Origin of the sequence: Pseudomonas sp. WHRI 8519 (assembly GCF_040224055.2) — a bacterium.
GTDB classification, from domain to species: Bacteria; Pseudomonadota; Gammaproteobacteria; order Pseudomonadales; family Pseudomonadaceae; genus Aquipseudomonas; species Aquipseudomonas putida_X.
Map to the genome: position 1 here is coordinate 4270138 of NZ_CP167996.1, position 21121 is coordinate 4291258.

Here is a 21121-nt window from a genome sequence, read left to right on the forward strand (position 1 = left end):
AGGTGGGGCACAAAGCAGGGGATCTACCCGCAAAGAGGCCGCTACGGGTCAATCCGTACCGGTCACAACCCCTCCAGCTCCGCCATCAGATCACTTAACCTATCCACCTTGCCTTCGTCCAGCGCACTGCCCTGCAGCCCACGTACGTATTCAGCCAGCTCCTCGACCGTACTGCACTCGAACATCGCCCGCAGCGGCACGTTCAGCCGCAGCTGCTTCTGCACCCGCGAGGCAATCTGCGTAGCCAGAAGCGAATGCCCGCCCAGTTCGAAGAAGTTGTCGTGCATCCCTACCCGCTCGGCCTTGAGCACGTCGGCCCAGATACCGGCGAGCACCTCTTCCAGTTCGTCGCGTGGCGCCACGTAGGCCTGGCCATGCTGGCCGCCGATGTCGATGGCCGGCAACGCCTTGCGGTCGAGCTTGCCGTTGGCGTTGTGCGGCAGGCTATCGAACCAGCCCCAGTGCAGCGGCACCATGTATTCCGGCAAGTCGGCACGCAGGCGTTGCTTGACCTGCTCCAGCAGCGTGGCATCGGCGCTGACGCCCTGGTGCGCCACCAGGTATCCGACCAGGTGCTTGCCGTTGACACCGTCCTGCACACCCACGGCGGCGTCGCGGATTTCGGCCTGCTCGTGCAGGCGGGCTTCGATTTCACCCAGTTCGATCCGGTAACCGCGGATCTTCACCTGGTGGTCGATGCGTCCGACATATTCGAGCACGCCATCGGGGCGCTGCCGCGCCAGGTCACCCGTGCGGTACAGGCGCTCGCCCGGCGCACCGTGCGGGTGCGGGATGAAGGCCAGCGCGGTGCGCACCGGGTCGCCGACATAGCCACGGCCCACGCCGGTACCGGCAACGCACAGCTCGCCCACCGCGCCCAACGGCACCAGGGTTTGGTCCTCGCCGTACAGGTACAGGCGGTTGTTGTCGGTTGGCGTACCGATCGGCAGGTAGCTGCCGCGCGTCGAGGCCAGGTCGACGCGGAAGAACGCCACGTCATCGGAGCACTCGGCCGGGCCATAGGCATTGACCAGGCCGATGCGCGGATAGCGCTGCAGCCATTGCGCGGCCAGCTCAGGCGGCATGGCTTCGCCGGTCGGCAACATCCAGCGCAGGCCGTCCAGCGCCTGGTGATCGTTGGCCAGCATGCCCTGGATCAGCGAGGGTACGCTTTCCAGCACGGTGATGCCGGTGGCCTGCACATGGGCCAGCAGGCCTTGTGGGTCGTGGGCGATGGCGTTTGGCACGATCTCGACCCTGGCACCGAACAATGGCGCGGCAAGGAATTGCCAGACCGAGATATCGAAGCTTTGCGAGGCGGTCTGGGCAATCACGTCATGCTCGTTCAGCGCCAGGTAAGGGACCTTGCTCAGCTGGTTGTTGAGCATGCCGCGCTGCTCGACCATCACGCCTTTGGGCAGGCCTGTGGAGCCTGAGGTGTAGATCACATAGGCCAGGTTGTCCGGCCCGCTGTGAATCCCTGGATCATGGCTGGCGACGCTGCTCGCCTGTACCTCTTCCCACACCAGCAGGCGTGGCCGTGCCCCACCCGCCAGTTCGTCCAGCAACAGGCGCGCCTGCTCGGCACAGGCCGCGCTGCACACCAGCACCGGCGTGCGGCTGAGCTCGACGATGCGCTGCAGGCGCGCCGACGGCAGGCCGGGGTCCAGCGGCAGGTAACCGGCACCGGCCTTGAGGCTGCCGATGATCATGCCCAGCAGTGGCAGGCCCCGCTCGGCAAGCAGTGCGATCGGCTGATCAATGCCTACGCCCGCAGCGACCAGCGCATGGCCCAGGCGGTTGGCTGCCAGGTTCAGGCCGGCGTAGTCGTAGCTCGCCTCGAGGCAGCGGGCCACCGTGCGCTCGGGGTGCGCGGCGACCTGTGCCTCGAACTGCGCGACGTAGCTCTGCTCCAGGGCGTAGGCATGTTCGGTACGGTTGCAGTCATCGAGCAGGAAGCGCTGTTCTTCTTCACCCAGCAACGGCAGTTCGCTGACCTCGCCCTCGAAACCTTGCACCAACGCCAGCAACAGGCGCTTGAACTCGGCCAGCAGACGCTCGACGGTCGAATGCTCGAAGTAGCGCTGGTCGAACGACAGGTGCAGGCCAAGGTCATCGCCCGGGTAGCACACCGCCGTCAACGGGAAGTTGGTGTGAGTACGGCCCGAGTCGGAGCTGGCGTTGAGGTGCTGGGCGTGGTCGAGCACCGCGGTTTCCACCGGGGCGTTCTCGAACACGAACAGGCTGTTGAACAGGGGCTGACCTTTGGGCAGTTCGCTGCATTCCTGAATCGTCACCAAAGGCAGGTATTCGTATTCGCGCAGCTCCATGTTGCGCTCCAGCAGGCCTTGCAGCCACTGGCGCACGCTGCAACGCTGGCCCGGTTCGGGCAATTGCACACGCAGGGCGATACTGTTGATGAACAGGCCAACGGTGCGTTGCATCTGCGGCATGCTCACCGGCCGACCGGCCACGGTCACGCCAAAGGCGACGTCGCGCTCGCCGCTGTAGCGGGCAAGCACCAGGGCCCAGGCCGCCTGGGCGAAGGTGTTGATGGTCAGTTGGTGAGCCTGGGCCAGTTCGCGCAGGCGCACGCCGTCACTCACCGCCAGGCGGGTGTAGCAGTCACCGACCACCATGCCGTCACCGGCATGGTCATTACGCAGCGGGCGGTCGCTTGGGATCGCCGTGGCGCGCTCGAAGCCGGCCAGGTTGGCCTGCCACCAGCCTCGTGCTTCGTCCAGGTCCTGGCGTTGCAGCCAGCCGATGTAGTCGCGGTAGCGTGGCGGCACCGGCAGCTGGGCCTGGCGGCCTTCGCCAAGGGCCTGGTAAAGCTCGAAGAAATCGTTCATCAACAGCGAGCGGCACCAGGCATCGATGAGGATGTGGTGGTTGCTCATCATGAACCAGTAACGCTCATCGTCCACCCGCACCAGGCGCAGGTGGAACGGCGCCTGGCGCAGCAGCTCGAAGCCAGCCTCGCGTTCCTGCTTGTGCAGTGCTTGCAGCCGCTGTTCCTGGGCCGCCTCGTCGAGGCCGCGCCAGTCCTGATAGTCGACAGGCGTGTCACCCGGCTTGTGAATGATCTGCAGCATCGCTTCGCCGGCATTCCAGCTGAACGATGCTCGCAGTGCCTCGTGGCGCGCCACCACCGCCTGCCAGGCCTGGGCGAAACGCTGCGGGTCGAGGGCGCTATTGATGCGATAACGGTCCTGCATGTAGTAGATGCCGGTACCCGGCTCCAGCAGGGTATGCAGCAGCAGGCCCTCCTGCATTGGGGTCAGCGGGTAGACGTCTTCGATTTCGCCAGCCGGAACCGGCAGCGCGTCGATCTGTTCCTGGGTCAGGTGCGCCAGCGGGAAGTCCGAGGGCGTGAAGCTGCCCGTACCCTCGGCCAGGCAGTGGCCAACCAGTGCCAGCAGTTCGTGGCGATAGGCATCGGCCAGACGCGCAATGGTCTGCTGGTCGAAACGCTCGCGACTATAAGTCCAGCGCAACTGCAAGGCACCGCCATAGACCTGGCCGTCGACGCTCAGCCAGTTCGGCAGCGGCGCGTCGAGGTCGTGGGCCAGGCCGGCAGGGGCATCCAGTGGCTGGAACAGCGCCGCACTGTCGAACTGCTGGTCGAACTGGCCGAGGTAGTTGAAGGTGATGCGAGCTTGCGGCAGCGCGGCCATGCGTTCGCGCCCGGCGTCATCAGCCAGGTAACGCAGCACGCCGAAGCCCTGGCCTTTGTGCGGCACCTCGCGCAGCTGTTCCTTGATGCGTTTGATCGAGGTGGCGCGTGCGCGGTCGTCGTCACCCGCCTGAGGGTTCAGGCGCAGCGGGTAGGCACTGGTGAACCAGCCCACGCTGCGGGTCAGGTCCATGTCTTCGAATAGCCCGTCACGGCCATGGCCTTCGAGCTGCACCAGCACCTCGTCGTCACCGGTCCAGTGGCACAGGGTGCGCGCCAGGGCAGTCAGCAGCAGGTCGTTGACCTGGGTGTGGTACGCCGCGGGGGCCTGCTGCAACAACTGACGGGTCTGCTCCACATCCAGGGCGATGGCCAGGGTATCGGCATGCCGGTGCAGGTTGCCGCCCTGCGGGTGATCACATGGCAGCTCATGGCGCACATGCCCCAGTTGGTCCTGCCACCAGCCGAGCTCGTCGCGCAGCGAATCGCTGCCGGCGTAGCTTGCCAGGCGCGCGGCCCAGTCGGCCATGGCGTGGGTCTTGGCCGCCAGCGCCTGACCACGGTACAGCGCCTGCAGGTCTTCGAGCAGCACGCGCCACGACACCCCATCGACCACCAGGTGATGGACCGCCAGCAACAGTCGCTGGGCGCCCTGCCCGTCACTGACCAGCAAGGCCCGCAGCAATGGCCCGTGTTCCAGGTCCAGGCTGCGTTGTACGTCGGTGTAAAGCGCCTGGCAGTCGTTGAAATCGGCCACCGTGGCAGTCCATAGCAACTGCTCGCCAGGCGATACGGCGTATTCGCCCTGCCAGCGGCCATCGGCCTGGGTGAAGCGCAGGCGCAGGCTGTCGTGGTGCGCCAGCAATGCAGCCAGGGCCCGCTCCAGCAGGGCGCTGTCCAACGGCACCCGCGCCTGGAGCAACACCGCCTGGTTCCAGTGGTGCGGTTGGGCCACCTCACTGTCGAAGAACCACTGCTGGATCGGCGTCAGGCCGCTGTGACCCTGGCGTTGGCCCTGTTCGATGATGTTCGCTATCTCGCTGCGGCCAACCACGGCGGCCAGGGTCTGGATGGTCTGGTGCTGGAACAGGTCGCGGGGAGTGAACTGCAGGCCCAGCTGACGCGCCCGGCTGACCACTTGAATGGACAGAATCGAGTCGCCGCCGAGTTCGAAGAAGTTGTCCTGTACACCCACGCGGGAGACGTTGAGCACTTCGCACCAGATCTGCGCCAGTTGTTCCTCCAGCTCGTTGGCCGGCGCCTGATAGTGCTGGCGCGCCTGCTCCAGGTCGGGCATCGGCAGGGCGCGGCGGTCGAGCTTGCCGTTGCCCATCAACGGCAGGCTGGCGAGCAGCACCAGGTGCGCCGGTACCATGTAATCCGGCAGATGCTGGCGGGCGTCGGCCTTGACCGCTTCGCGCAGCTGGGCCTGGGCCTCGCTGTCGGCACTGGCCTGCTTGCACACCAGGTAGCCCACCAGTTGCTTGCCACCGGGCAGGTCGAGCGCGAGGACCACGGCCTCGTCGACATCGGCATGCGCCTGCAAGCGGCTTTCGATTTCGCCGAGCTCGATGCGGAAGCCGCGAATTTTCACCTGCTGGTCGGCACGGCCGATGTACTCCACCAGACCGTCGGCGCGCAGGCGAACCAGGTCACCCGTGCGGTACAGGCGCCCACCGTCAGGGCTGAACGGGTCGGCGACGAAGCGCTCGGCACTGAGGCCCGGACGATCGTGGTAACCCTGGGCCAGGCCGGCACCACCGACGTACAGCTCACCGATGCCGCCCTGTGGCAGCAGTGCCAGGTCCTCGTCGAGGATGTAGGCGCTGCGGGCGCCGATCACCCGGCCGATGGGTACGCTGCCAGCGTCGGCGGGCAGTGTGTCGGGCGCCACGCAGGCCAGCGGCATGACCACGGTTTCGGTCGGGCCGTAGGCGTTGATGAACTGCTGCGGGGCGAAGGCCTGGCGGATGCGCGCCAGGTGCTCGCCAGTCAGCGCTTCGCCGCCGGTGATCACCAGGCGCACCGGCAGTGGCTCGCCCTGCGAGGCGAGATATTGGGCCAACTGGCTGCCGTAGCTTGGGGTGAAGCCAAGGACACTGACCTGCTGCTCACGCACCAGCTGGCAGATCTCTTCGGCGCCCCATTGGCCCTGGGCACGCAGCACCACCCGCGCGCCGCACAGCAATGGCACCAAAAGGCGTTCGCTGGCCGCGTCGAAGTTGATCGAGTAGAAGTGCAGCTCGCAGTCGTCGCTGCGCATGCCGAACGCGCTGATCACCGCCTGGCAATGCATGGCGATTTCACCGTGGCTGACCACCACGCCCTTGGGCTTGCCGGTGGAGCCGGAGGTGTAGATCAGGTAGGCCGGGTGTTGCGGCAGGTTGAGGTTGTCCAGCGGCGCATCGCTGTGGGCGCACAGGCTTGCGGCATCGTCCTCCAGGCTCCAGCTGGCCACCCCGCCTGGCAACTCGCCCAGGCTTTGGAGCAACGCGCGCTGGCTCAGCAGCAGGCCGATGCGGCTGTCCTCGATCATGTAGCGCAGGCGGTCGAGCGGGTATTCCGGATCGAGCGGCACATAGGCGCCGCCGGCCTTGAGGATGGCCAACAGGCCAACGACCATTTCCAGCGAACGCTCCAGGGCCAGGCCCACGCGCACCTGCGGGCCGACACCGCGCTCGCGCAGGGCACGGGCCAGGCGGTTGGCCTGCTGGTCGAGTTCGGCATAGCTCAGGTGCTGGCCGGCAAAGGTCAGCGCGCCGGCCTGCGGGGTGCGCGCGGCCTGGGCGGCGAACACGCCGTGCAGGGTCTGGTCGAGGGCATAGTGATGTTCACCTTGCAGCTGACCGATCATCACCTGCCGCTCGGCGTCGGCCAGCATTGGCAGTTCGCAAAGGCGCTGCTCGGGGTCGTCGAGCAGGCCAGTCAGCAGTTGCTGCCAGTGCTCGGCCATGCGCGCGATGCGCGGCTCGTCGAACAGGTCGCGGCTGTAGGTCAGGCAGCAACCCAGGTGGCCGTCGAGGTCGGTGACTTCCAGATACAGGTCGAACTTGGTGGCGCTGGCGTCGTTGACCAGATAATCCACCTGCATGCCGGCCAGCTCGCGGCTTTGCTGGAAGGCCCAGCGCTGCACGTTGCACATCACCTGGAACAGCGGGTTGTAGGCACTGCTGCGCGGTGGCTGCAGGGCTTCGACCAACTGGTCGAATGGCAGGTCCTGGTGCGACTGGCCTTCGATGGCGGCCTGGCGCACCTGGTCGAGCAAGGCAGCTATGCTCATCTGCCCGTCCACCTCGCAGCGCAGCACTTGGGTGTTGAGGAAGGCGCCGATCAGCCCTTCGCTTTCGGGGCGGATGCGGTTGGCCACGGGCGCGCCGATGCGCAGGTCACGCTGGCCGCTGTAGCGGTGCAGCAAGGCGGCCAGGGTGGCGGTCATGGTCATGAACAGGGTCAAGCCGCGCTGGCTGTTGAAGGCATGCACGCGGGCCACCAGGGCCGGGTCCAGATCGAAGCGGTACAGCTCGCCACGGTGGCTTTGCACAGCCGGGCGTGGCCGGTCTGCCGGCAGGGCCAGCACCGGGTGCTCATCGCCCAGGCGCGCTTTCCAGTAGGCCAGTTGACGCGCCCCTTCGCCGCTTTCCAGCCACTGCCGCTGCCACACGCTGTAGTCCAGGTACTGCACTGGCAACGGCGTCAGCGGCGACTCGCGCTCATCGACGAACGCTTCGTACAGCTCGCCCAGTTCGCGGGCGAAGATGTCCATGGCCCAACCTTCGGTGACGATGTGGTGCAGGGTGAGCACGAAATAGTGCTCGCGCTCCGCGGCCTTGACCAGGCAGGCGCGCAGCAGTGGGCCACGCTCCAGGTCGAACGGCTGGTGCGCCTGGGCCTCGGCCAATTGCTCCAGGCGCTGCTCGCGCAGGGCTGCTGGCAAACTGCTGAAATCCTGCCAGTCCAGGTGCACGGCGCTGTCAGCGGCCACGCACTGGTATGGCACACCGTCGATGGCGGGGAACGTGGTGCGTAGGGTTTCGTGGCGCACGATCAACGCCTGCAGCGCACGCTCGAAGGCATCCACATGCAGCGTGCCGCGCAGGCGCGCCATGCCGCCGACGTTGTAGGCCGGGCTGTCCGGCTCCATTTGCCAGAGGAACCACATGCGCTGTTGCGAGTACGACAGCGGCACGGCCTGGCGGCGGTCGACGCGGGTGATCTCGCCTTGCAGGTTGCGTTCACCGGCATCGCGGATACGGGCGATCTCGGCGCAGAAGGTGCCCAGTTCGCTGGCCTCGAACAACACTTTCAGCGGCAGCTCGACGTCGCACGCCTGGCGGGTGCGCGAGACGATCTGGGTGGCCAGCAACGAGTGGCCACCGAGGGCGAAGAAGTCGTCATGCAGGCCGATGCGCGGCAGGTTGAGCACTTCACGCCAGATCGCCGCGACCTCCTGTTCGAGCGCCGTTTGCGGTTCGACATGTTCACGCTGCTGCCAGGCCGGTGCCGGCAGGGCCTTGCGGTCGACTTTGCCGCTGGGGCCCAGCGGCATGTGTTCAAGCGCGATCAACTGCGCCGGCACCATGTAGGCCGGCAGGCGCTCGGCCAGGTTGGCCAGCAGCGTTTCAGCCTGGGCCGAGCCGCTGTAGTAGCCGACCAGTTGCGCCCCAACAGCGTCCTGGTGAATCAGCACCAGCGCCTGTTCGACACCCGGCTGGCTGAGCAGGCAGGCCTGAACTTCTTCCGGTTCGACGCGAAAGCCCCGCACCTTCACTTGCTGATCCAGACGGCCGAGGTACTCCAGGGCTTGTGCCTGCCAGCGGGCACGGTCGCCACTGCGGTACAGGCGCTCGCCGTTGCCATCGGCCTGGGGCACGAAGCGCTCGGCGGTCAGGCCTGGGCGGCCCAGGTAGCCGCGGGCCAGGCCCGCGCCACCGAGGTACAACTCACCCGGTACGCCTGGCGCAGCCAACTGCAGGTCGGCATCCAGCACGCGGCAGATCACGTTGCCCAGCGGGCGACCGATGGGCGAACGCTGGCCGTCCTCGGCCTGGCAGTGCCAGTGGGTGACGTTGATGGCGGTTTCGGTCGGGCCGTAGCGGTTGTGCAGCTGCACCTGCGGCAGCAGTTGCAGCACGCGGTCCCGCAGGTTGGCCGGCAGCGCTTCGCCACCAGAGTACAACCGGCGCAGGCTGGTGCAGCCTGCGGCCAGCGGCTCTTGCACGAACACCTGCAACAGCGGCGGCACAAAGTGCAGCGTGGTGACCTGATGCGCCTGCACCAGTGCGGCGATACGTTGCGGGTCGCGGTGTTCACCGGGGCCTGCGAGCACCAGTTTGCAGCCGGTGATCAGCGGCCAGAAGCATTCCCACACCGACACATCGAAGCTGATCGGCGCCTTCTGCATCAGCACGTCGCTGTCATCCAGCGCGTAGGTGGCCTGCATCCACTGCAGGCGCTCGGCCAGGGCCGCGTGGGTATTGCCCACGCCTTTGGGTTGGCCAGTGGAGCCGGAGGTGTAAATCACGTAGGCGAGGTTGTCGCCGTGCAGGTGCAGGCCCGGCGCTTGGCTGGGCCAGCTGTCCAGGTGCAGCTGGTCGAGGGCGATGGCGCTGACGCCGTCGACCTGCGGCAAGCTGGCGAGCATGGCGCTGTTGCTCAACAACAGGCTGGCCTGGCAATCGCGCAACATGTAAGCCAGGCGCTCGGCCGGGTAGTCGACGTCCAGCGGCACATAGGCGCCACCGGCCTTGAGGATGGCCAGCAGGCCAACCAGCAGTTGCGGCGAGCGCTCGACGGCGATGGCCACGCAGGTGTCAGGGCCAACGCCCTTGTCGCGCAGGTAATGGGCCAGGCGGTTGGCCTGCTGATGCAGTTCGGCGTAGTCAAGGCTGCCGCCTTGCCAGGCCAGCGCAGTGCGCTCGGGGGTCAGGCGCGCTTGTTCGTTGAGCTGTTCGACCACCAGACGCTGCGGTACCGGCGCCGGGGCCTGGCCCCAGGCCAACAGTTGCTGACGGCCTTGCTCGTCCAGCAAGTCGACGTCGCCCACGGCCAGCTGCGGCTGTGCGCACACCTGTTCGAGCAGCGCCAGCAGGTGCTGGGACAGGCGCTTCACAGTGCCCTCGGCAAACAGTTCGGCGGCATAGTCGAAGGCCAGGCTCAGGCGGCCCTGGTGGTCTTCCTCGCTGTGCAGCTGCAGGTCGAACTTGGCTTCGCGGCTGTGCCATGGCAACTCTTCTGCCAGCAGGCCCGGCAGGCGGCGCAAGGCCGAGAGGTCGCGCTGCTGGTGGTTGAACATCACCTGGAACAGGCCTTGTTCACGGGCCTCGGGCAGCGCTTCGAGCAGTTGCTCGAACGGCAGGTGCTGGTGGGCCTGGGCATCGAGGGTGGCCTGGCGCACCTGGGCCAGCAGTGCGCTGAATGGCAGGCGGCCATCGAGTTGCGCACGCAGTACCTGGGTGTTGATGAAGAAGCCGACCATGCCCTGGGTTTCCTGGCGAGGGCGGTTGGCGTTCGGCACGCCGACGCGGATTTCCGCCTGGCCGGTGTAGCGGTGCAGCAGGCCTTGCCAGGCGGCCAGCAAGACCATGAACAGGCTGGCTTGCTGTTCGCGGGCCAGGCCTTTGAGGGCGTCGCTGAGCGCAGCCGGTACCTTGAGGTTCAGGCGTGCGGCGCGGCGAGTCTGCTGGGTGGAACGCGGCCGGTCGGGGTGCAGGTCGAGCACCGGCAGCGTACCGCCCAGGTGTGCCTTCCAGTAGTCCAGTTGACGGGCGCTTTCGCCGTCGGCCAGCCATTGGCGCTGCCAGCTGCCGTAGTCGGCGTAACCCAGCGGCAGCGGCGCCAGCGCGGCTTCCAGGCCCTGGCAGCGGGCCGCATACAGTTTGGCGAACTCGTCGAGCAGGATATTCAGCGACCAGCCATCGGCGACGATGTGGTGCAAGGTCACCCACAGTTGATGATCTTCATCGCCCAACTGCGCCAGGGTCACACGCAGCAGTGGCCCTTGGGTCAGATCGAACGGTTGCTGGGCTTCGGCTTCGCGGCGCTCGGCCACTTCGCTGGCCGTCAGCCCTTGCAGGTCCAGGCGCTGCAGATTGAAAGGCTGCTCGGGCAGGATGTGCTGCAGGGCCTGGCCATCTGCTTCGCTGAACACGGTGCGCAGTGCTTCGTGGCGCTGCACCAGCGCCTGGAACGCGCCTTCCAGCGCGGCCTGGTGCAGCTCGCCGCGCAGGTGCAGGCCGGCGGGAATGTTGTAGGCCGCCGAGTGCGGCTCCAGTTGCCACAGCAACCACAGGCGGTTTTGCGCCAGCGACTGCGCCAGCGCCTGGCCACGGTCGAGGGCCGCGACAGCTGCCGCGCCACCACCGCCCTGGGCGATGATCGCCGCCACAGCGGCGCTGTAGTCGGCCAGGGTCGGCGCTTCGAACAAGGTGCGCAGGTTCAGCGAGATACCCAGCTCATCGGCCAGGCGCGCGGTGACCTGGGTGGCGGCAATGGAGTTACCGCCCAGCAGCAGGAAATGGTCGTCGGCGGCGACCGCTTCGGCGTTGAGAATCTCGCGCCAGACGCCGGCGATGCGGGCCTGCAGGCCATCACCGGCTGCAGCGGTCTCGGCCGCTTCGGTAGCGCTCGGGAAACGCGCGTAGCAATCCAGGCTGCCGTCATTCATGCGCAGGCGGCACGCCGAACGTTGCAGCTTGCCGCTCGAGGTCTTCGGCAGCGCGCCCGGGTTGAGCAACAGGACCACCGCCGGCGCCTGGCGGCAGGCATCGGCGATGACCTGGCGCAAGGTCTTGATCAGCGCCTCGGGCTTGACCGCCTTCTGCACGTTGCGGCTGACTTCCACCGCCACGCCGATGCCCTCCTCGCCCTGATCGTCGACGGCGAACACTGCGACGCGGCCCTTGCGCAGCAGCTCGACTTCGCGCTCCAGGGTTTTTTCCAGGTCCTGCGGGTACAGGTTCTGGCCGCGCACGATGAGCATGTCCTTCAGGCGCCCAGTGACGAACACTTCGCCGTCGCGCATGAAGCCCAGGTCGCCAGTACGCAACCAGGTCTGGCCGTCCATGGCGACGAAGGTGCGGGCGCTGGCCTCGGGATTGCGCCAGTAGCCCAGGGCGATGCTTGGGCCACCGGCCCAGATCTCGCCCACCCGGTTGTCCTCCAGCACTTGCAGGCGCTGCGGCTCGACGATACGCACCGCATGGCCGGGTTGCGGGTAGCCGCAGCTCATCAGCACGCTGCCCTTGCCGGGTTCGGCGCGGTTGGCGGCAAACGCTTCGGCGTCGAGCTCCAGCGCACCGATGCCCTGGTCACGGCGGCTGCCGCTGACGAACAGGGTGGCTTCGGCCAGGCCATAGCTGGCGAAGAAGTTGCTGGGCGTGAAACCACAGGGGGCGAATTTTTCGGCGAAGGTCTCCAGGCTGTCCTGGCGGATGGGCTCGGAGCCGGAATAGGCCACACGCCAGCGGCTCAGGTCCAGGCCGGCCAGGGCCGCCTCACTGACCCGTTCGCTGCACAGGCGGTAGGCAAAGTCCGGCCCGCCGCTGATGGTCCCGCCGTATTCGCTGATCGCCTGCAACCAACGTTGCGGCCGTGCGAGGAAATAACCTGGCGACATCAGCACGCAGGGCACGCCGCTGAAAATCGGCTGCAGCAGCCCGCCGATCAGGCCCATGTCGTGGTACAGCGGCAGCCAGCTGACGATCACATCGTCGGGGTTGAGGTCGATGCCGAAGCCGTGGCGGATCAATTGCTCGTTGGCCACCAGGTTGCCGTGGCTGACCTGCACGCCCTTGGGCAGCGCGGTGGAACCGGAGGTGTACTGGAGAAAGGCGATGTCGTCGCCAGCCAGCGCAGGTTCGCGCCAGGCACTCGCCAACGTCGGGTCCAGGCCATCCACCGCCAGCAGTTCGGGGGCGTTGTCGGCGGCCAGGGCTGGCAGGCCCTGCAAACCGTCATGCAGCGCTGCCACAGTCAGCAGCAGGCGCGGCTCGGCATCGTCGATGATCGACAGCAGGCGCTCCTGGTGATGCTGGCGCGAAGACTCCGGCGGATAGGCCGGCACGGCAATCACGCCGGCATACAGGCAGCCAAAGAACGCCGCCACGTAATCGGGGCCGCTGGGGAACAGCAACACGGCACGGTCACCGAACGCGGCGCGGCTCTGCAAGGCGGCGGCGATGGTGCGCGCGCGCAGGTCCAGGTCGCGATAGCTGAGCACGGCCTGCTCGCCTGGAGCATCGGCCAAGAAGCGCAAGGCGATGCGGTCCGGGGTCTGTGCGGCGCGTTGCGCCAGGGCCTGGACCAGCGAGAGCGGGAGTTCGAAGGCGTCCGTCATGGGGTGTTCCTGCCAGTGTCTGGGTAAGTCGGGCCGGTTGCCCGCGCAAGGTCGGCGGGCAGCGTTCGGCGGCCGGATGTACAGAGGGGAACGGACGGGCGAGGGAAGAAATTACCGGGATGAGGCGGCTTTGTACGCAGCGAAAAGTGAACCGCGTCACGCTCGCCGGCTTAGAACTGAAACTAATAGATACTCATTAACTTTCGTATTTGACAATCATTATCATTCTGCATAGTTTGTCGCACGTCGTAGGAAGCTTCCCTGTGCGGGGTGCTCCTATTCCTCTCTGTGACAAGGTGATTTCCATGGCGGAACAACTATCCACAAGTAAGTGCGATTCACCATTACTCCAGGCATTCGTCGCCAATCGCAGCATCCTGGTCAAGATCGCGGCGCGCATCACCGGCTGCCGCTCACGCGCCGAAGACGTGGTGCAGGACGCGTTCTTCCGCCTCGGCGCCGCTCCGCAGATCACCTCGTCGTTCAAGGCGCAGCTGAGCTACCTGTTCCAGATCGTGCGCAACCTGGCCATCGACCATTACCGCAAACAGGCGATGGAGCTGAAGTATTCGGGCAGCGAGGAGGAAGGCTTGAACGTGGTCATCCAGAACGCGTCGCCCGAAGCGACGCACATCAACCTGGCGGCCCTCGAGCACATTGCCGAGGCGCTGAACGAGCTGCCCCAGCGCACCCGTTACGCTTTCGAGATGTACCGTTTGCACGGTGTGCCGCAAAAAGACATCGCCAAGGAGCTGGGCGTGTCGCCGACGCTGGTCAACTTCATGATCCGTGATGCGCTGGTGCACTGCCGCAAAACCGCCAGCCGCCAGGCCTGACCCAGCTGCCAGCGGCAAGCTGCAAGCTGCAAGCTGCAAGATGGATCAGCGCCGACCCGCTTTTCTCTTGCAGCTTGAAGCTTGCAGCTTGCCGCTCCAGGCCTAGGCCAGGCTGCAGCGGTCGAAGAACCGCTCCCGACCCAGGATCATCAACGCTGCACGTTTGTGCGGGAAGTCGAACTCCTTGTCGCAGTGGAAGCACTGGTCCCGCATGTAGCCGATCATCTTGCCGTTGTCGGCACGGGGCTCGGCCACCACCCGCTGAGTGCGCGGGTCATCCAGAAACAGGTAGTGCACCAGCGCCGACAGCCAGCTGGCGACCTTGTGCGGCCCCCGATGCGCCTGCTCACCCACCAGCATATGGATGCCACGGTCGTAGTCGTCGGCCTGATAGAACGGCGCGATGCGGTCTTCCTTGGCCCAATAAGCCTCGAAGTAGGCAAATGGCTGATCGTCGAAGCAGCCGATCAAGGTCACGGTGTGCGGGTCGGCTTGCAGCTTGGCCAGGTACTCCCGATGCTGCTCCAGCGACCCGCCCTCCTGCCAGAACTGCTCCACACGCGGATCGTTCTGCCAACGATTGAAGCGCTCCAGGTCCTGGTCGATCTCCAGGGTGCGCAGCGACACCCAGCTGCCCAGGCGCGCATCGAAGCGCCGATACACCTCGCCACGGGGCTTGGGTGCCCGGCGCGGGTGGCGCTTGCCATCGCTGAGCTGCATCTGTTGCGGGTATGCGCCCTTGACCGGCTGCGCCAGCCAGGGCTGTGGCGACTGCCAGAACATGGAGCGCTCGCACAGGTACACGCCTGGCTGCTGCGTGCTGAGCAACAGGCCACTGACGAGGGCCTCAGGGACAGCCTTCGGCAGGTGCCAGGCAAGGCGCTGGCAGGCTGGGTCACGCGACAACAACCAATAACAGGCGGCCCACAGGGCCTGCTCCGGGCGCTCGGGGCACAGGCGTTCAACATGCACCGCCAGAGTAGCGGCTGGCGCCAGGCGCACCTGGATCAGCGGGCGGCCCTCCAGGGTCAGGCTCAGGCACAGGTCGCCCTCTTCAGCGCTGAGGCTACGCCAGCGGGGCTGTGACAAGGGCTGCGAAGCGGCATCGAAAGGCATGGTCAGGGCTCACAGAAATGAATTGAAGGCTCGCTTCTGAAAACGTCATTGCAATCGGGGAATTTAGTCGTGGGGGGCTTGGACGGTGATCTGGTAAGGCTGGAAGATGCGGGTCAGCTCGCCGGTATCACGCAGGCGGCGCAGCAACGCGGCCAACTGCGCGTCGCTGATCGGCGCACCGGGGCGCAGCAGCGCATAGTGATGGTAGACCTGATCGATGCGCGTGGAGGCGATCAGCTGGCCCTGGCTGGCCGGGTTGCGCGCCAGGAAATCACTGAGGTACGAGCGCGTCACCAGCGCGATGTCGGCGCGGCCAGCCTGCACCATCAGCAGGTTGCTGTCGTGCGAATAGGTCAGCGTGGCGTTGTAGGCCTTGCGCAGGTAGTTGGGGTCCGGGTTGAAACGGGCGAATGCATAGTGGTAACCGTTGAACAGCGCCAGGCGCTTGCCGGCAAGGTCATCGAAATAGCGTTGGTCACGGCCATCGACCTGCTTGGCCACGAACACCTCGGCATCTTCCAGGCCCATGTCCACCGCCTGATGGGGTATTCGTTGCCAGCCCCACTGCGGGTTCTCGAAGATGGCCATGTCGGTGCGGCCTTGCTGGAAATCGCCAAAGCGCCGCTGGATCGATGTGGGCACCAGCACGAAGCGATAGTCTTGCTGCAGGCGGTTCAACGCGTCGACCAGTTGCGGCAGCAAGCCGGTGTCCGCGCCCTGCTCGGGGCGCACCGTATAAGGCGGAAAATGCGCGGCACCGATCTTCACCTTGATGGCGTCGGCTGCCCAGACCGGTGCCGCCAGCCATACAGCGGCCAGCATCAACAGGGTGGTCAAAGCCTTCAGGCCGGGCGCTGGAGTCAAGACGGACACTCATAACGGTTCATACCTGGATGCGCCTAAGCTAGGCGTTTTCCTGGCAAGGCACAACTGCTGGTTATGCCAAAGTGAGGGCATTTTGCCAGGGGATGCCGTGACGCCGGACATTGGCTACGCTGCTCTGGCATGTATGGCGAGGGAGCCTGGTATGGGCCACTGGTTGGTAATCGACCTGGAAGCCACCACCGACGACGGTGGCTGGCCGGTGACGGAGATGGAAATCATTGAAATCGGCGCCAGCCTGGTGACCCGTGAAGGCCGCGAAGTGGACCACTTCCAGCGCTTCGTGCGGCCCAGGCGGCGGCCGCAACTGACGCCGTTCTGCCGTGAACTGACTCATATCAGCCAGGCCAGCGTGGACAGCGCGGCGCCATTTCCCGAGGTATGGGCGCGTTTTGAGCGCTGGCTGGGGCACCACCGTGGGCAATTGCAGGCCTGGGTCAGCTGGGGTGATTACGATCGCCAGCAATTGCTTCAGGAATGGCAGCAACATGAGCTCGACAGCCTGTTGCACAACCTGCCGCATATCAACCTCAAGCAGCGCTTCGCCAAGGCTCGTCACCTGCAGCGTCCGATGGGCCTGAACGGTGCCCTGCAACTGGCCGGCATGCACTTTTGCGGGCAACAGCACCGGGCGCTGGAGGATGCCCGCAATACCGCGCGGCTATTGCCCTTGAGCCTGCCGGGCATTTGAGCGCAGGCCACCTGAAAGCAGATGACGAGGCGGATGGGCTTGGGCATACTGGCCAGCCCTTTTTCATTCCTCTTTTTCAGGAGTCGCCCCATGTTCAAGGTCAACGAGTACTTCGATGGTACCGTCAAGTCGATCGCCTTCGAAGGCACTGAAGGCCCGGCCACCGTCGGTGTCATGGCACCGGGCGAATACGAGTTCGGCACCGCCAAGCGCGAAATCATGCACGTGGTTTCCGGTGCGCTGACCGTCAAGCTGCCAGGCAGCGACAACTGGGAAACCTTCAACGCTGGCGACAAGTTCAATGTGGCTGCCGACAGCAAGTTCCAGCTCAAGGTAGCGGTAGACACTGCCTACCTGTGCGAGTACCGCGACTAAGCGCTGCCTGCACCGGCCTCATCGCCGGCAAGCCGACTCCCACAGCTACCGCGCTGCTCTCAAGGCCAGCGCTAACCCTGGAGGGAGCCGGCTTGCCGGCGATGGTGGCAACGCTATCGCAACAGAAACTCCGCAACCTGCTCAGCCGCCGCCTGCAAATGCTGCTCATGGCTGAACCCCGAGGCTTTCAGCGGCTTCAGGTCATGGTCGCCTGCCACCAGCCAGCTGACCTCGATCGACGGTGACAGCGCATACCCCTGCACCGCCTCACGATTGCCCAGCGCATCCCGCTCGCCCTGCACGATCAACGTCGGCGTCTGCAAGCCCGCCAAATGCTCGACCCTCGGTTTTTCCGGTTTGCCCACGGCATAGAACGGATAACCCAGGCACACCAGCGCGTCAGCACCCAACTCGTCAGCCAGCAGGCTGGCCATGCGCCCGCCCATTGACTTGCCGCCAATCGCCAGCTTGCCCGTGACCAAAGGTCGCACCTGCCGGTACACCTCGCGCCAGCATTCGAGCAGCACCTTCTGTGGATTGGGTGGCCGCTTGCCACCCCCTGCCCTGCGCTCGGCCATGTAGGGGAACTCGAAGCGAACCACCCCGACGCCAAGCGCCGCCAGCCTTTGCGCCATTTCGTCCATGAACCCGCTGTCCATTGGCGCGCCAGCGCCATGGGCCAGGATCAGGCACGCCGCCGCACTGCCATCTTGCAGCGTGTGCGGCGGATTGCAGTGCAAGCCTGGGACATTTCCGATCTTCGCCCATTGATCCCCGTCAATACCGGCACGTTGCCCATTAATCATGCTTGCCTCGCTGTAAAGCCTGCCAATAACCGTGGATGGGAACCCATACATGAACACAACCAGCAGTACCGCCTATAACTATAAGGTGGTCCGCCAATTCGCCATCATGACGGTGGTGTGGGGAATCGTCGGGATGGGGCTCGGCGTCTTCATCGCCGCCCAGCTCGCCTGGCCTTCCCTGAATTTCGACCTCCCCTGGACCAGCTTCGGCCGTCTGCGCCCACTGCATACCAATGCGGTGATCTTCGCGTTCGGCGGCTGCGCACTGTTCGCCACCTCCTATTATTCGGTGCAACGCACCTGCCAGACCACCCTGTTCGCACCCGGCCTAGCCGCGTTCACCTTCTGGGGCTGGCAACTGGTCATCCTGCTGGCGGCCATCACCCTGCCGCTGGGTTACACCAGCTCCAAGGAATATGCCGAGCTGGAATGGCCGATCGACATCCTGATCACGATTGTCTGGGTCTGCTACGCCATCGTGTTCTTCGGGACCCTGATCAAGCGCACCACCAAGCATATCTACGTCGGCAACTGGTTCTTCGGCGCCTTCATCCTGACCGTGGCCATGCTGCACATCATCAACAACCTGGAGCTGCCGGTCAGCCTGACCAAGTCGTACTCAGTCTACGCGGGGGCCACCGACGCCATGGTGCAGTGGTGGTACGGCCACAACGCCGTGGGCTTCTTCCTCACTGCAGGCTTCCTGGGGATGATGTACTACTACGTGCCCAAGCAGGCCGAGCGCCCGGTGTATTCCTATCGCCTGTCGATCGTGCACTTCTGGGCGCTGATCACCCTGTACATCTGGGCAGGCCCCCATCACCTGCACTACACCGCGCTGCCCGACTGGGCGCAGTCGCTGGGCATGGTGATGTCGCTGATCCTGCTGGCCCCCAGCTGGGGCGGCATGATCAACGGCATGATGACCCTGTCCGGCGCCTGGCACAAACTGCGCAGCGACCCGATCCTGCGCTTTCTCGTGGTATCCCTGGCGTTCTACGGCATGTCCACCTTCGAAGGCCCGATGATGGCCATCAAGACGGTCAACGCCCTGTCCCACTACACCGACTGGACCATCGGCCACGTGCATGCCGGCGCCCTCGGCTGGGTGGCGATGATCTCGATCGGCGCGCTTTACCACACCATCCCGCAAGTGTTCGGCAAGGCACGCATGTACAGCATCGGCCTGATCAACGCGCACTTCTGGCTGGCCACCATCGGCACCGTGCTGTACATCGCCTCGATGTGGGTCAACGGCATCGCCCAGGGCCTGATGTGGCGCGCGGTGAACAGCGACGGCACGCTCACCTACTCGTTCGTGGAAACCCTGGTGGCCAGCCACCCGGGCTTCATCGTGCGTTTCGTCGGTGGCGCGATCTTCCTCAGTGGCATGTTCCTGATGGCCTGGAACACCTGGCGCACCATCCGTGCACCGGCCGCCGAGGCCGCCCCTGCCAACGCCCAGCTGGCCTGAGGAGACTTGCCTTATGAAACATGAAGTCATCGAGAAAAACGTTGGCCTGCTGGCCCTGTTGATGGTGTTCGCCGTCAGCATCGGCGGCCTGACCCAGATCGTCCCGCTGTTCTTCCAGGACGTCACCAACAAGCCGGTCGAAGGCATGAAGCCTTACACCGCGCTGCAGCTTGAAGGCCGCGACATCTACATCCGCGAAGGTTGCGTGGGCTGCCACTCGCAGATGATCCGCCCATTCCGCGCCGAGACCGAGCGCTACGGCCACTATTCGGTCGCGGGTGAAAGCGTGTGGGACCACCCGTTCCTGTGGGGCTCAAAACGCACCGGCCCGGACCTGGCCCGGGTCGGTGGGCGCTACTCCGACGACTGGCACCGCGCCCACCTGTACAACCCGCGCAACGTGGTACCGGAGTCGAAGATGCCGTCCTACCCATGGCTGGTCGGCCAGCAGGTCGACAACAGCCACACCGACACCAAGATGCGCACCCTGCGCACGCTGGGGGTGCCATACACCGACCAGGACATTGCCGGTGCGCGTGATGCAGTCAAAGGCAAGACCGAAATGGACGCCCTGGTCGCCTACCTGCAGGTGCTCGGCACCGCGATCAAGAACAAGAGGTAAGAGCGATGGAAATGGATATCGGCATGATCCGTGGCGTGGGCACCCTGGTGGTGATGATTGCCTTCATCGGCCTGTCGCTGTGGGTTTTCAACCGCCGCCGCGACCATGATTTCGCCGAAGCGCGCCTGCTGCCCTTCGTCGACGACCGCCTGCCCCCTGCCGGGCAGGACACTGGCATGAGGAGTAATCCCCAATGACTACCTTCTGGAGTACGTACATCTGCGTACTGACCATCGGCAGCCTGATCGGCCTGACCTGGCTGCTGCTGTCGACCCGCAAGGGCCAGAGCAGCAACACCACCGACCAGACCATGGGGCACAGCTTCGACGGCATCGAGGAGTACGACAATCCGCTGCCCAAGTGGTGGTTCTGGCTGTTCGTCGGCACCCTGGTGTTCGCCGTGGGCTATCTGATTCTCTACCCGGGCCTGGGCAACTGGAAGGGCGTTCTGCCCGGCTACGAGAACGGTTGGACCGGCGCGAACGAATGGCAGAAAGAAATGGACAAGGCCGACGCCCGGTTCGGCCCGATCTTCGCCAAGTACGCCGCCATGCCGGTCGAGGAAGTGGCCAAGGACCCGCAGGCCTTGAAGATGGGCGGCCGTCTGTTCGCTTCCAACTGCTCGGTGTGCCACGGCTCGGATGCCAAAGGCGCCTATGGTTTTCCCAACCTGACCGACAACGACTGGCGCTGGGGTGGCGAGCCCGAAACCATCAAGGCGTCGATCATGAATGGACGCCACGGCGTGATGCCGGCCTGGGCTGAGGTGATCGGCGAACAGGGCGTGGCGGATGTAGCCGCCTATGTGCTGACGAACCTTGATGGCCGCAGCCTGCCGGAAGGGGCCAAGGCTGATGTGGCCCGGGGCAAGGAGATTTTCGCCGGCAACTGCGTGGCCTGCCACGGGCCCGAGGGCAATGGCACCCCGGCCATGGGCGCGCCAAACTTGAACCATCCGCAGGCGTTCATCTACGGTTCGAGCTTTGCCCAGCTGCAGCAGACCATTCGCTATGGCCGCCAGGGGCAGATGCCCGCCCAGGCGGAAATTCAGGGCAATGACAAGGTGCATCTGCTGGCCGCTTATGTGTACAGCCTTTCGCAAGGTGGTATGACTGAAACCGTGACTGCCAAGTAACACCCCGGGGCCGCAAAGCGGCCCCGGCATTCCCCGCCCCGCCCCCGCCTTGCACCCCCTCCGAACAGAACTAAGCTTGTTGGCACAGTTGCCTTCGCTGTCGATCCAGCGCAGCAGACGCGGTGCATCGCCTGACACCGCCCGCAAAAAAAGCTTGACCGATCGATCAGAAAA

11 protein-coding genes are annotated in these 21121 nt (G+C 65.5%); 7 read left to right on the forward strand and 4 right to left on the reverse strand.

Annotation, left to right across the window (positions count from 1 at the left end; all coding sequences use genetic code 11):
- Positions 1 to 62: 62 nt before the first annotated feature.
- Positions 63 to 13010, reverse strand: a complete 12948-nt coding sequence (locus ABRP30_RS19455; protein ID WP_349976120.1) for a non-ribosomal peptide synthetase — start codon at positions 13008 to 13010, stop codon at positions 63 to 65.
- A gap of 305 nt (positions 13011 to 13315) precedes the next feature.
- Between ABRP30_RS19455 and ABRP30_RS19460 the strand changes: the two genes are divergently transcribed.
- Entirely contained in the window at positions 13316 to 13846 is a 531-nt protein-coding gene (locus ABRP30_RS19460; RefSeq protein WP_241804486.1) for an RNA polymerase factor sigma-70, read from the forward strand.
- 102 nt (positions 13847 to 13948) lie between these two features.
- Here the strand turns inward: ABRP30_RS19460 and ABRP30_RS19465 are convergent, their stop codons facing one another.
- Both ABRP30_RS19465 and ABRP30_RS19470 read right to left on the reverse strand, forming a co-directional pair.
- Positions 13949 to 14962 (reverse strand): GNAT family N-acetyltransferase, encoded by a 1014-nt coding sequence (locus ABRP30_RS19465; RefSeq protein ID WP_349976121.1) that lies wholly within the window; start codon positions 14960 to 14962, stop codon positions 13949 to 13951.
- 63 nt (positions 14963 to 15025) lie between these two features.
- Positions 15026 to 15826, reverse strand: a complete 801-nt coding sequence (locus tag ABRP30_RS19470; protein WP_241804488.1) for an ABC transporter substrate-binding protein — start codon at positions 15824 to 15826, stop codon at positions 15026 to 15028.
- A 163-nt stretch (positions 15827 to 15989) separates the two neighbouring features.
- Here ABRP30_RS19470 and ABRP30_RS19475 point away from each other — a divergent pair, with 163 nt between their 5' ends.
- Together ABRP30_RS19475 and ABRP30_RS19480 are read left to right on the forward strand one after the other, a co-directional pair.
- Positions 15990 to 16535, forward strand: a complete 546-nt coding sequence (locus tag ABRP30_RS19475) for an exonuclease domain-containing protein (protein ID WP_267817546.1) — start codon at positions 15990 to 15992, stop codon at positions 16533 to 16535.
- Positions 16536 to 16625: 90 nt separating this feature from the next.
- A complete protein-coding gene (locus ABRP30_RS19480) occupies positions 16626 to 16910 on the forward strand; it encodes a pyrimidine/purine nucleoside phosphorylase (RefSeq protein WP_012315400.1) in 285 nt (94 codons plus the stop codon).
- Between the two features lie 113 nt (positions 16911 to 17023).
- Here the strand turns inward: ABRP30_RS19480 and ABRP30_RS19485 are convergent, their stop codons facing one another.
- Positions 17024 to 17716 carry an alpha/beta family hydrolase gene (locus tag ABRP30_RS19485; RefSeq protein ID WP_349976122.1) on the reverse strand — a complete coding sequence of 231 codons (693 nt, stop codon included), beginning with the start codon at positions 17714 to 17716 and terminating at the stop codon, positions 17024 to 17026.
- A 49-nt stretch (positions 17717 to 17765) separates the two neighbouring features.
- Here ABRP30_RS19485 and ccoN point away from each other — a divergent pair, with 49 nt between their 5' ends.
- From ccoN to ccoP, 4 genes are read left to right on the forward strand one after another with little or no spacing between them, the layout of a single operon-like run.
- A complete protein-coding gene (gene ccoN, locus ABRP30_RS19490; protein ID WP_267817551.1) occupies positions 17766 to 19190 on the forward strand; it encodes a cytochrome-c oxidase, cbb3-type subunit I in 1425 nt (474 codons plus the stop codon).
- Between the two features lie 13 nt (positions 19191 to 19203).
- Positions 19204 to 19812 (forward strand): cytochrome-c oxidase, cbb3-type subunit II, encoded by a 609-nt coding sequence (ccoO, locus tag ABRP30_RS19495; protein WP_241804492.1) that lies wholly within the window; start codon positions 19204 to 19206, stop codon positions 19810 to 19812.
- Between the two features lie 5 nt (positions 19813 to 19817).
- The gene (locus ABRP30_RS19500; protein ID WP_012315404.1) at positions 19818 to 20009 is read left to right on the forward strand and encodes a CcoQ/FixQ family Cbb3-type cytochrome c oxidase assembly chaperone; all 192 of its coding nucleotides are present in this window, start codon (positions 19818 to 19820) and stop codon (positions 20007 to 20009) included.
- Positions 20006 to 20947, forward strand: a complete 942-nt coding sequence (gene ccoP / locus ABRP30_RS19505; RefSeq protein WP_349976123.1) for a cytochrome-c oxidase, cbb3-type subunit III — start codon at positions 20006 to 20008, stop codon at positions 20945 to 20947. Before ABRP30_RS19500 ends, ccoP begins: the two co-directional genes overlap by 4 nt.
- Positions 20948 to 21121: the final 174 nt, after the last annotated feature.